Below are 12,636 nucleotides of genomic sequence, written 5' to 3'. Positions count from 1 at the left end.
GCTTCCTTCGGTCCCGTTTCACCGGGGCCCTCCGGGCGCTTCCCTTCGTTCTTGCGTTTCCGACTCTATCAGACTCTTTCGTGTCCGATTCCCGGCCGAAGCGGGCTACTGCTTGTTTCGCTTTCCAGTTCTTCGCTTTCGCGTTTCCCTTTCCGGCGAGTCCGACTCTATCAGATCCTCTCGGGCCTGATTCCCAGTCAGCGGGGCTTGTCCTCCGAGCCGTTGGGCCCTTCCGACGCTCAAACTCTAGCGGATTCTCCCGGCGACTCATAATCGAGCCGTCGAATTGAATTCCGGCATGCCGAAATTCTCTCCGGTGGGAGGTTGTGCAGAGTTTGATTGCCGCATCCGCGGCGGGATCGGCTGCCCCGGATCCGTACCGACTCCGTGACAACTCGAAGAACCTTACGGATCCGGGAGGTCCGTGTCAACCCCTCCCTGTACCCCGTCTCCGGACGATCAGTCCAGGTCCGTCAGACGCCCGCCGGCGTCGGGCTGCTCGTGCTCCACGCGGCGCAGGAGGCGGATGAGTATCTCGCCCAGAGCTCCGCGTTCGTCGCCCGAGAGGTCCTGGAGGAGGTCCTCCTCGAAGCTCGTCGCCATCCTCATCGCCTCGAGCCACTTCGTACGACCCTCGTCGGTCAGTTCGACGATGACGCGCACCCGGTTGTTCTCGTCCCTGTCCCGGGTGACGAGACCCTCCCCGGCCATCCGGTCGATGCGGTGGGTCATCGCCGCGGGTGTGAGACCGAGGCGCTTGGCGAGCTCGCCCGGTCCCAGGCGGTACGGCGTGCCGGCCAGGACCAGGGTCTTGAGGACCTCCCACTCGGCGTTGCTGATGCCCAGCGCCGCGACCTGTCTGCCGTAGGCGACGTTCATCCGGCGGTTCAGGCGGCCCAGCGCCGACACGATCTGTTCGACCTGCGGGTCGAGGTCGCGGAACTCTCGCTGGTAGGCCGCGATCTGCTCGTCGAGGCTCGGCTCCTGGAGCTCGGGCTGCTCGGTGGTCTCAGACATGGCGGGCAGTATCGCACGCTCTCCATGCCCGTCGAAGTCCTTCAAGCTGTAGAGTTCACTCTCTAACTTTAGTGTTAAAGTCTATGAGTCTGTGTTCTTCAAAGTTCTTCAACTCTTGAGGTAGGTGAGTGTGACCAGGGAGATGGGTGCAGCGCTGCGGCGGATCCAGCTGGGCAGCGCGCTGAGCGCGTTCGGTCTCGGGTTCACCGTCCCGTATCTGTACGTCTACGTGGCGCAGGTGCGGGATCTTGGTGCCGGTACGGCAGGTGTCGTACTGGCTGTCTTCGCCATGGCAGCACTGGCCGTACTGCCGTTCACCGGTCGTGCCATCGACCGGCGCGGGCCCCTGCCCGTGCTGATCGTCGCCGCCGGTGCGTCCGCCGTGGGTGCCGCCGCGCTCGGGGTCTCCGGCAGCGTGTGGTCCGCAGTGCTGTCCGCCGCGCTTCTGGGCGCCGGCACCGCGGTCATACAGCCGGCGCTCTCGACGATGCTGGTGTGGTGCTCGAGCACCTCCACCCGCACCCGCGCCTTCGCCATGCAGTTCTTCCTGCAGAACCTCGGCCTCGGAATCGGGGGCCTGCTCGGCGGACAGCTGGTGGACGTCACCAGTCCGGCGAGCTTCACCGTGCTGTTCCTCATCGAGGCGGCGATGTTCGTGGTCCTCGGCGTGATCGCGTCCACCGTGCGCATGCCCCGGGCTCCGTCCATCACCGACGCCGTGCCCGCCGGCGGCTCCGCGCCCAAGGCCGGGCTGCGTGTACTGCTCTCCCACCGGGCCATGCTGCAGCTGTGCGTCCTGGGCTTCGTGATCTTCTTCGCCTGCTACGGACAGTTCGAGTCGGGACTCGCGGCCTACAGCACTGAGGCGGCGGGGATCAAGCCGTCCACCCTGGGTCTCGCGCTGGCGGCGAACACGGCCGTCATCGTCGCCGCGCAGTTCGTCGTGCTCCGCGTCGTGGAGCGGCGGCGGCGCAGCCGGGTCATCGCGGGCGTGGGCCTGATCTGGGCCTTCGCCTGGATCGTGGCGGGATACGCGGGCCTCGGGCACGGCAGTCAGACGATCGCGACGGCCGCGATGATCTCGACGTACGCCCTGTTCGGGCTCGGGGAGTCGATGCTGTCGCCGACCGTCGCCCCGCTCGTCGCCGATCTGGCCCCCGAGTCCATGGTCGGTCAGTACAACTCGGCGTTCGCCCTGGTCAAGCAGCTGGCCCTGGCGGTCGGGCCGGCCGTGGGCGGGCCTTTGGCGGCGTCGCTGCACGGGCCGTACATCGTGACCTTCGTGCTGTTCTCGCTGGGCATCACCGTGCTGGCCCTCAAGCTGGGCCGTCGGCTCACCCCCGTACAGGACAATCCGTCGCTCGCGGCGCAGCCTTCGCGGGTGGTCGCCGTGTCGATCCCCGAGGGCGAGGCCGCCCCGGCCGCGGCCGCCGTGCGCTGAGGCGGGCTCAGCCGGGGAGTGCGAATTCGCACCACACCGCCTTGCCTCCCCCAGGGGTACGGCGGCTGCCCCACGACGAGGCGATGGTCGCGATGATGGAGATGCCGCGTCCCGCCTCGTCGGCGGGCTCGGCCCGGCGGCGGCGCGGCAGGTGGTCGTCCCCGTCCGTCACCTCGATGATCAGCCGGCGGTCGGTCCGCCGCAGACCGAGCCTCATCGGCGGGGTGCCGTGCTGGAGGGAGTTCGCCACGAGTTCGCTCGTGGCGAGGACGCCCAGGTCGCAGAGCTCGACCGGGAAGCGCCAGGAGGCCAGGACCCCGGAGGCGAAAGCGCGGGCCCTGGGTGCCGCCTCGATGCCGCCGAGGAGCTCCAGCGAGGCGTTGTGGAACAGCTCGGCGCTCGTCCCCGTGCGGGCGGGATGCTGGACCACGAGCACGGCGACGTCGTCGTCGTGCTCGGCGGTCACCCCGAGTGCGCGGATCAGCCGGTCGCAGACCACCTGGGGCGATCCCTTGGCCCCGGACAGGGCGCGTTCCAGGGAGGCGACTCCTTCGTCGATGTCCTCGCTGCGGCGTTCGACCAGGCCGTCCGTGTAGAGCACAGCGGTGGAACCCGGCGGCAGCGCGATCGTCCCCGAGGTGTGGATCCAGCCGCCCGTGCCCAGCGGTGGCCCGGTGGGGTCCTCCGCGCGGTGGACCGTGCCGTCCTCGTCGCACACGAGGATGGGGAGGTGCCCGGCGGAGGCGTAGACGAGGTGCCCCTCGTTGGGGTCGTGCACGGCGTAGACGCAGGTGGCGATCTGGTTCGCGTCGATCTCGGCGGCGATGACGTCGAGGAGCTGCAGGATCTCGTGCGGCGGGAGGTCGAGACGGGCGTAGGCGCGGACCGCGGTGCGCAGCTGCCCCATGACGGCCGCGGCGCGCACCCCCCGGCCCATCACGTCACCGATGACGAGGGCGGTGCGTCCGGCGCCGAGGGTGATGACGTCGTACCAGTCGCCGCCGACCGCCGCGTCCGTGCCGCCCGGCTGGTAGGTGGCCGCGATCCGGAGGTCGTCCGGCTGTTCGAGGTCCTGCGGCAGCAGCGAGCGCTGGAGGGTGACGGCGGTCTCGCGGTGACGGCGTTCGCTGGATCGCAGCCGCGCCGCCGCCTCGGCGTGGTCGGTGACGTCGGTGGCGTAGACGAGGACGCCCGGCTCCCCGTCCGGGGCGCCTCCGGCGACCGGGGTGCAGGTCACGGTGTACGAGCTGCCGGCCAGGACCTTGCGCGACTTGACCGTGCGCGAGGTACCGCTGCGCAGGACCTGGTCCAGGAGCGGCAGCAGGCTCAGCTCGGCGAGCTCCGGCATGGCCTCGGCCGCGGGTGTCCCGCACGGCCGGGGGCCGAAGGCGGTGGTGTAGGCCTCGTTGACGTAGGTGATGCGGTGGTCGGGGCCGTGGAGCAGCGCGACGGGGGCGGGCAGGCGCCCCAGCAGGGCACCGGCGGACAGGGCCTCCAGGGAGGGGCCCGGCGCGGGGGCGACGGGTTCCGGGGCGGCTTCCGGGGGCGCGGGCACCGCCCGCGCGGACTCCGCGCGGGCGGCGGGTACGGAACTGCGGTCGTCCCGCGCGGCGGCTCGACGCTGCGTTCCGGGGAAGCGGGCGCTCCAGCGCGTGAAGTTCACGGAATTTCTGGCCTCGTGTGTCGGTCTGGTCCGCTCGGGCGAGCTGCTTCGTCTGCTGTTCCCGCACCGTCCCCCCGCAAGCGGTCGTGCCTGCCGGGTGGAGGTGCGGGGGCGGGGCTCCCGGGAAAACGCAGCCGGGCTCTTCGTGCTGTCGGTCGTCGCTGCCGGTCACTGTAGGTGACTACCGGCCGGGTCACTCTGCGCAGGTGCGGGCCCACCTATGGTCACACGCTCAGTGTGACCGACCGTACTGTCAGTTGGGGTACGGCAAGGGGTGCGGCCGCCCGCCCGCGGACGTTGTCCGGGCAGGCCGGCAGTGCGCGTGTCACCCGGGCTCAGCCGGACGTGCGGGGCGGCTCCTCGTCCTTCGGCGGGGAGCCCTCGGGGGGTGCGGGGTGCGCGTGTCCGCCGGCGGCCAGGGCGAATTCGGCGCGCGGGTGTTCGAGCGAGCCGAGGGAGACGATCTCGCGTTTGAACAGTCCGGCCAGGGTCCACTCCGCGAGGACCCGCGCCTTCCGGTTGAACGTCGGTACGCGGCTGAGGTGGTAGGCGCGGTGCATCAGCCAGGCCGGATACCCCTTGAGCTTGCGGCCGTAGACGTGCGCGACGCCCTTGTGCAGGCCGAGCGAGGCGACGGACCCCGCGTAGGAGTGCCGGTAGTCCTCGGTGGGCCGGCCGGCGAGCGTGGCGAGGATGTTGTCCGAGAGGACCTTGGCCTGGCGCACCGCGTGCTGGGCGTTCGGCGCGGTCTCCGTGCCCGGTTCGGCCGAGGTGAGGTCCGGCACGGCGGCGGCGTCGCCCGCCGCCCAGGCGTGCGGGGCCCCGTCGACGGCGAGCGCGGCGGTGCAGCGGATCCGGCCGCGCTCGGTGAGGGGCAGGTCGGTGGCCGCGAGGAGCGGCGCGGGTTTGACGCCGGCGGTCCACACCAGCGTGCGCGTGGGGAAGCGCGATCCGTCGCTGAGCACGGCGACGCGGCCCTCGCAGCTGTCCAGGCGGGTTTCGAGCCGTACGTCGATGTTGCGGCCGCGGAGCTCCCTGACGGCGTACTTGCCCATCGCCTCGCCGACCTCGGGCAGGATGCGCCCGGTCGCCTCGACGAGGACCCACCGCAGGTCGGCGGGCTTGATGTTGTGGTAGTACCGCGAGGTGTAGCGGGCCATGTCCTCCAGTTCGCCGAGCGCCTCGACTCCGGCGTAGCCGCCGCCCACGAAGACGAAGGTGAGGGCGGCGTCGCGGACGGCGGGGTCCCTGGTGGCCGAGGCGATGTCCATCTGTTCGATGACGTGGTTGCGCAGACCGATGGCCTCCTCGACGGTCTTGAAGCCGATGCCGAAGTCGGCGAGACCCGGGATGGGCAGGGTCCGCGAGACGGATCCGGGGGCGACGACGATCTCGTCGTACGGGATCTCGACCGCGCCGGTGCCGTCGTCCGCCGTGGCGAGCGTCGTGACCGTCGCGGTGCGCTTCGCGTGATCGATCCGCTCGGCCTCGCCGATGACGATCGTGCAGTCCTTGAGGACCCTGCGCAGGGGCACGACGACGTGCCGGGGGGAGATCGATCCGGCGGCGGCCTCGGGCAGGAAGGGCTGGTAGGTCATGTAGGGCTCGGGCGTGACCACCACGATCTCGGCCTCACCGCTCTTGAGTCTCCTCCGCAGCTTCCGCTGGAGACGCAGTGCGGTGTACATCCCGACGTAGCCGCCGCCGACGACGAGAATGCGCACACTTGGCCGGGTGCCGGGGGACGTGCCCCGGGAATCTGGTGCCATCACCTTCCCATGACGCAACGGAGTCCGGAGTTTGTCCACAGGCCCGGCAAATTGTGTGACCGGAGCCCGTGGATCAAGGGGCGGTGCCCGGCAGGCCGGAGATCGCGCAGCTTCCCAGGTCAGGTACGACGGGCGGGCGGACCCACGGGGGGCGAATCGGGGCCGACCCGGTCCTTGCTCCGATCGGGGGGCGCTCCGTGCGGAACTACCCCCTTCTGAATTGACCCGGGCTCAACTATGTTCGTACCCCGTCGGGGTGTCGGAATCGGACTGAGGTCCGCACACCGGCGGACAGGGCGGGAAGTCTCCGGGGGGAGACGTCATAACCGGGGGAAGTTATGCACATTCAGGATTTGCATGGGCAGAGTGCTGTCGGCTCCACCGCTGAGGGTCATGGGCGGCTGAGTTCGGTGGCGGCGGTCGGCGCGGTCGGGACGGCGGCGATCGTCTCCCGTTCGGCACCGCTCCGTGTGGACGCACAGCGCAATCTCGAACACGTCCTGCGCGCCGCGCGCGAGGTGTTCGGCGAACTGGGTTACGGCGCCCCGATGGAGGACGTGGCCCGCCGGGCCCGGGTCGGAGTCGGCACGGTCTACCGGCGTTTCCCGAGCAAGGACGTGCTCGTCCGCCGGATAGCCGAGGAGGAGACCGCGCGGCTGACCGATCAGGCGCGGTCCGCCCTCGGGCAGGAGGAGGAGCCGTGGTCAGCGCTCTCCCGCTTCCTGCGGACCTCGGTGGCGTCGGGGGCCGGGCGGCTGCTGCCGCCCCAGGTGCTCCGGGTCGGGGCGGGACCCGAGGAACCGGCGTCGATACCGGGTCAGGCCGCGCCGGACGGCGACACGCGCGTCCCGCATCAGCGGCAGGTGCCGGGCCAGCCCGGTCTCCGGGTGGTCGAGCAGCACCCGGCGGCGGAGGAGACCCTCGACGACGACCCGGGTGTGGCCGAGCTGCTCGACGTCGTGGGGAGCCTGGTGAACCGGGCCCGCGAGTCGGGTGAGCTGCGCGGTGACGTGACGGTGGCCGACGTGCTGCTGGTCATCGCCACGGCGGCGCCGGCACTGCCGGACCCCGCTCACCAGGCGGCCGCCTCGGCCAGGCTGCTGGACATCCTTCTGGAGGGGCTCCGCTCCCGCCCCGCGTAACCGCGGGGGCACAGGCGCACGCACCGGCCGGCGGGCGGGAGCTCTCTTCCACCGGCCGGACGTCGTCCCGGGGCCGATGGCGGAACCAGTGGCGGGCGGACTCGCTGTGACCGGACGTCAGTGCGGTTCGGAAGGCGCTGCTTGTTCCCCGTAGGAGTGATGTCACGCCCCCCGCAGGGGTGAAGACACCCCGGATGAGTGGTTGCCCCTGCTCAGGGTCCGCCGCGGCGTGGCGCTATGGCACTCTGGCCCCGGTATTTCGGGTCCGAGGGTGCATACGGGGGCTTCGCGATGAGCGGTGACGCGCAGCAGGAAGAGCCGGCCGACGGTAGCGCCGCCGCCGGCGGGGGCGGCGGGGGCGGCGGGACGGGCACCGACGGCCCGGCGCCCGGTCATGTGCCGAGCCAGCCGCCGGGTCCGGCCGGCCGGGGCCGGTCCGGGGACTCGGCAGGGGGCGGCACGGTGCTCCCCGGCCCCTGGTCGCCCGTCGAGGAGGCCGGACCGCCGGAGCCCGGAGCGGGAGCGGGGACCACCCCCGCGTACGCCGTGCCCCTGCAGCGCGAGGGCCGGGCGGGCTCCGCCGATCTCGGTCCGTCCGACGCCCAGTTGGTCCAGGGCATGCGCGCGGGGGACGACGCGGCGTACGAGGAGTTGTTCCGGCGGCATTCGGGAGCGGTGCGCCGCTACGCCCGTACGTGCTGCCGGGACGCCCACACCGCGGACGACCTGACGGCCGAGGTGTTCGCCAGGACCCTGCAGGCGGTGCGCGGCGGCAAGGGGCCGCGGGAGGCCGTCCGGGCCTACCTCATGACCGCGGTCCGGCATGTGGCGGCCGCCTGGACGAAGAGCGCGAAGCGCGAGCACCTGGTCGACGACTTCGCCGTGTTCGCCGCTCAGGCCACCCGCTCCAGCGAGCTGTCCGAGGCCGACACCCTCGACCTCGGGGCGGACGTGCTCGCCATGCACGAGGCCGACAGGTCGATGGCCATGCAGGCGTTCCGCAGCCTGCCGGAGCGCTGGCAGGCGGTGCTGTGGCACACCACGGTGGAGGAGGAGTCCCCGAGCGAGGTCGCCCCGCTGTTCGGCCTGACGGCCAACGCCACCGCGGTCCTGGCCGTACGGGCCCGCGAGGGGCTCAGGCAGGCCTACCTGCAGGCGCACGTGAGCCAGTCCCTGACGGCCGGCGGTGACTGCGCGCAGTACGCCGACCGGCTCGGCGCACACGCCCGGGGCGGGCTGCGGACCCGCGCCGAACGCGGGCTGCGCAAGCACCTGGACGAGTGCGCCAGGTGCCGGGTCGCCGCGGGTGAGCTCGACCGTGTGAACGCAGGGATTCCGGCGCTGCTGCCGGTCGCGGTCATCGGATGGTTCGCCGCGGGCTACGCCGTCAAGGCGGCGGGCATCGCCGCCGGCGGTGCGGTGGGGGCCGCCGGCGCGGGAGCGGCCGCCGCGGCCACGGGCGGCGCGTCGGGCAGCGGTGCGGCGGGCGGGGCCGCCGTGTCGGAAGGACTCGGCGCCCCGGTGAAGGCCGGGATCGCCGCCGCGGTGGCCGTGGCGGCGGCCGCCGGGCTGGTGTGGGCCCTGTCCGGCGACGACCGGGCACCGGAGGAGCGTCCCGTGGCGAAGCCGCCGGCGGCCGCACCCGCCGCGCCGGTGCCCGCTCCCCCGCCGGCGCCGGAACCGAAGCCGAAGCCCGCCCCGCCGCCGTCCCGGCCCGCCCCGGCGGCGCCCGAACCGCCGCCCGTCCCGGAGCCGGACCCGACACCGCCCCGGGCACCCGCTCCGGCCCCGGCGCCGACTCCCGCGAAACCCACCCCGGCGCCGCCGTCGCCCGAACCGCCGGAGCCCGCACCGGAGCAGCCGGCACCGCCCGCGCCGGAGGTCTACCGGGTGAACCGCCTGGCGTACTCCGTCCTCGGGGACCACACGGGGCCCGAGATCGTGCTGCGCGGGAGCACCGGGGTGTTCTGGCAGCGCGACGGGCTGTCCATCTCGTCCACGTCCTACGCGCACGGTGTGACCGCCCCCTCCCTCTCATCGGTCACCGTGCGGCTCAACCGGACGTGCACCCGCTACGACGCGGCCGTCGGGGTCGACGACCTGACCCTCGGACTCGGCGCGGTGCGCTTCTCCGTCTACGACGGTGCGGGGGCACGGCTGTGGCGGTCACCGGTGATGCGGGGCGGGGATCCCGCGGTCACGGCGAGCGTCGGCATCCAGGGGCGGGAGAGCATCCGGCTCGTCGTGGAACCCTCGGGGGCCCTCGGCGGGGTGGCCCTCGCCGACTGGGCGGAGTCCCGGATCAGCTGCCGCTGACCGGCGGAGTCGCGGACGTGCCCCGGCCTGTCTCGTCGGCGGCGCCCGTCAGCAGCGCGATGGCGTCCCTGGGGGTCATCCCCCGCCCGGCCGCGCGCTCCGCTTCGTAGGCCCGCTCGCCCAGCCGTTCGCGCAGGGCCTCCAGCGCGGCCCCGACCTCGGCCTCCTCCACCGCGGAGCGGGGCCCGTACGCCCGCCAGGTGTCGGACGCCGCGAAGAGGCGTACCGCGGTGGCGTGCCGGCCGACCTTCGGCAGGATGCTTCCGGCGGCCTCGGCCAGGTGTGCTGTGACCACCTCCGCGCACTCGGCTTCCACGGCGAGGCGGAGCGCCTCGGTCACCCCGCGCAGCCCGGCCTCGGGTCCGGCCTCCGGCTCGAACACACTGATGCGGGCGGAGAGCCCGAGGACCGCGGCCGCGAACTGCGGGGGCGGATTGCCGTACGACTCCCCGCAGTTCACGGAGTCGATCTGCCGGCGGGCCTCCGCGACCTCGCCCGCGGTGAGCGCGATCGAGGCGCGCAGGAACCCCACGTAGGCCCTGGCGTCCAGGACCTGCCGGCGCTCGGCCTCGGCCTCCGCCTCGTCCAGGCCCTTCCTCGCGGCGTCGAGGTCACCCGTCCGGTAGGAGAGTTCGGCGAGGCGCCCCAGCAGGAACGGCGTCTCGGCGTGGGCGCCGACCTCGCGGGCCAGTAGCAGCGCCTCCCGGTAGTCGGCCCGCGCCTCGGCGTACCTCCCCCGCATCATGTCCGCCTCCGCCGCGGCGGAGGCGACCTGGGCGCGCAGGTACCGGTCTCCGTTGCGGCGGCTGAGGACGCGCAGCTCGGCGAGGTCCCCGTCGATGCCGTTCATGCCGAGGGGGGTGTCGACGAGCATGTGGGTGCGGAACATCAGCGTGACGCCGTACTCCCAGTCGCCGCCGTATGCCCGGGTGTTGGCGACGGCAGCGTCGAAGTGCGCGTGCACGCGGGGTGTGTACTCGCGCCGCATGTACAGCGTCATCGGCCAGAGCAGTCCGGGGAACCGGGCGGCCTCCGGGCCGCAGGCGCCGAAGACCTCGGTCACCCTGCCGATCAGGGCGAGGAGCTCCACGTCCTCGTTGATGCTGTCGGTCGGCCGGTTCTCCATGGCGAGGAGGAACCGCAGCATGTGCAGGTGCATCCGCGGCCAGTAGCGGGGATCGGTCTCGTCGGGCGGGTCCTCTCCGAGCGCCGAGACGCGTTCGGTCCAGGACGTGCCCTCGATACGGAAGTTGCGCAGCCACCAGAACCACCCCATGGCGAGCACCAGGCGCATCGCCACCGGTTCGCAGGGGCGGACGACGACCGTGCGGTGGAGAACGGCGCGGATGTTGTCGAGGTCCGTCTCCAGGCGTTCGATCCACGGGAGCTGGCCCTCGGAGCGCAGGAGGCCGTCGGCCTCCTCGGCCAGCGCGAGGAAGTACGCCGTGTGGGCCCCGGCCGCGGCGTCGCGGACGCCGGGGGTCTCGTCGGCGCGTTCGGCGGCGTACTCGTGGATGGTCTCCAGCAGGCGGTAGCGCATGGCGCCGCCGGTGGGGGTGGCGACCACGAGTGACTTGTCGACCAGTGCGCCCAGCAGGGCGGCGGCGCCGGGACCGGCCACCGCTTCGGCCGCGGTCAGGTCCCACCCGCCCGCGAAGACCGAGACCTGCCTCAGCACGGTCCGCTCGTCCGGTGACAGCAGGTCCCAGGACCAGTCCACGACCGCTCGCAGCGTCTGCTGCCGGGGCAGCACGGTGCGGCTGCCGCTGGTGAGCAGCCGGAAGCGGTCGTCGAGGCGGTCGGCGATCTGGCGTGGGGTGAGCAGCCGGAGGCGGGCGGCGGCGAGTTCGATGGCGAGCGGGAGCCCGTCGAGCCCGCGGCAGATCTCCGCCACGGCTTCCGGGTCACCGCCCGCCCCGGTGTCCGGGGCGAAGTCCGGCCGCACGGCGCGGGCCCGCTCGGCGAAGAGACGGTGGGCGGGGTCCGGTGGCAGGGGGCCGACCGGGCGGACCGTCTCACCCGGCACGCCCAGCGGCTCGCGGCTGGTGGCGAGGACGCGCAGGCCGGGGCACCGGGTGAGGAGTGTCTCGGCGAGGGCCGCGGCGGCGTCGATGACGTGTTCGCAGTTGTCGAGCACGAGCAGGAAGGGGCGCTGACGTGACCGGTGGGACAGGTGCTCGACCAGCCGCCCGGTCGGGTCCTGCGGCACGGCGGGCCCGTCGCGCGAGCCGCCGAGCAGGGCCGTCTCGCGCAGGCCGAGCGCCGAGAGCACGGCGCCGGGGACTGCCGAGGGGTCGTCGAGCGGGGCGAGTTCGGCGATCCAGGCTCCCTGCCCGGCCGCGGACTCCTCGGCGAGCCTGGTCTTGCCCGAACCACCGGGACCCGTGAGCGTGACCAGCCGGGAGCGGGACAGGTCGGAGCGGATGAGGCGGAGTTCGGGCTCACGGCCGACGAAGGAGGTGAGCCGGGGCCGGATGTTGCCCTCGTCGGGGGGCGGATCGTCCGGGACCCGCCCGGCCGGTCCGCCGGCGTCGAGGAGCTCTCGGTGCAGCGCGCCGAGTTCCGGCCCCGGATCGGTGCCGAGACCGTCGGCGAGGGCCCTGCGCGCCTCCTCGTACGCGACGAGCGCGTCGGCCTGCCGGCCCTCGGCGCGCAGACCGCGCAGCAGTTGCGCGCGGAGCCGCTCGTCGTACGGGTGGGCGGCCGTGAGCTCCCTGAGTTCGGGGACGAGCCCCGCCGTGGCGCCGCGGCCGAGGTCGGCCTCGATGCGCTGCTGGAGCGCGGTGAGCCGGTGGGCCTCCGCCCTGCGCCCGGCCTCGTCCCCGGGGAGATCGGCGAGGGCGGGGCCGCGCCACAGGGCGAGCGCACCGCGCAGGGTGTCGGCGGCGGCCTCGGGCCTGCCGGAGGCGAGCTCCGCGGAGCCCTGCCGGACGAGGCGTTCGAATACGTGGAGGTCGACGTCGTCCGGCCCCGCGTCCAGCCGGTAGCCGCCGGGAGCGGCCGTGACCGCCTCCCGGCCGAGGGCGCGGCGCAGCCGTCCGACGAGGGCCTGGAGGGCGGCGGGCGCGTCCAGCGGCGGCTCGTCGGCCCACACGTCGTCGATGAGCGCGGCGACGGACGCGGGGCGGCCGGCCCGCAGCGCGAGCGCCGCGAGCAGGGCGCGCAGCCGCGCGCCGCCGACCGGCAGGGCTCCGCCGTGCTCGTCGCGCGCCTCGGTGACGCCCAGGATCAGGTACCGCACCGGGCCATTGTGTCCCGGCGGCCGTCCGTACGTTCGTCAGTGGGCGG

7 protein-coding genes are annotated in these 12,636 nt (G+C 73.4%); 3 read left to right on the top strand and 4 right to left on the bottom strand.

What is annotated here, in order from left to right:
- Positions 1–459 precede the first annotated feature (459 nt).
- The gene (locus ACFYY2_RS17695; RefSeq protein WP_329039445.1) at positions 460–1,017 is read right to left on the bottom strand and encodes a MarR family transcriptional regulator; all 558 of its coding nucleotides are present in this window, start codon (positions 1,015–1,017) and stop codon (positions 460–462) included.
- A 142-nt stretch (positions 1,018–1,159) separates the two neighbouring features.
- Between ACFYY2_RS17695 and ACFYY2_RS17690 the strand changes: the two genes are divergently transcribed.
- Complete coding sequence (locus ACFYY2_RS17690) at positions 1,160–2,458, top strand: MFS transporter (protein ID WP_388743438.1); 1,299 nt, start codon at positions 1,160–1,162, stop codon at positions 2,456–2,458.
- A gap of 7 nt (positions 2,459–2,465) precedes the next feature.
- Here the strand turns inward: ACFYY2_RS17690 and ACFYY2_RS17685 are convergent, their stop codons facing one another.
- Both ACFYY2_RS17685 and ACFYY2_RS17680 read right to left on the bottom strand, forming a co-directional pair.
- Positions 2,466–4,121: a SpoIIE family protein phosphatase gene (locus tag ACFYY2_RS17685; protein WP_388743395.1), complete on the bottom strand. Its 1,656-nt coding sequence runs from the start codon at positions 4,119–4,121 to the stop codon at positions 2,466–2,468.
- Positions 4,122–4,456: 335 nt separating this feature from the next.
- Positions 4,457–5,890: an NAD(P)/FAD-dependent oxidoreductase gene (locus ACFYY2_RS17680; protein ID WP_388743392.1), complete on the bottom strand. Its 1,434-nt coding sequence runs from the start codon at positions 5,888–5,890 to the stop codon at positions 4,457–4,459.
- A 338-nt stretch (positions 5,891–6,228) separates the two neighbouring features.
- Here ACFYY2_RS17680 and ACFYY2_RS17675 point away from each other — a divergent pair, with 338 nt between their 5' ends.
- Entirely contained in the window at positions 6,229–7,032 is an 804-nt protein-coding gene (locus ACFYY2_RS17675; protein ID WP_388743390.1) for a TetR/AcrR family transcriptional regulator, read from the top strand.
- Positions 7,033–7,323: 291 nt separating this feature from the next.
- A complete protein-coding gene (locus ACFYY2_RS17670; RefSeq protein ID WP_388743387.1) occupies positions 7,324–9,348 on the top strand; it encodes a sigma-70 family RNA polymerase sigma factor in 2,025 nt (674 codons plus the stop codon).
- On the opposite strand, the gene ACFYY2_RS17665 is transcribed toward ACFYY2_RS17670, so the two are convergent.
- On the bottom strand, positions 9,335–12,589 hold the full coding sequence (locus ACFYY2_RS17665; RefSeq protein WP_388743385.1) for an ATP-binding protein: 3,255 nt from the start codon (positions 12,587–12,589) through the stop codon (positions 9,335–9,337). The two genes, ACFYY2_RS17670 and ACFYY2_RS17665, sit on opposite strands and share 14 nt — an antisense overlap.
- Between the last annotated feature and the right edge of the window lie 47 nt (positions 12,590–12,636).

It is taken from the genome of Streptomyces sp. NPDC001822, from assembly GCF_042892135.1.
Taxonomy (GTDB): domain Bacteria; phylum Actinomycetota; class Actinomycetes; order Streptomycetales; family Streptomycetaceae; genus Streptomyces.
This window is presented reverse-complemented; position numbering and strand designations above follow the sequence as displayed.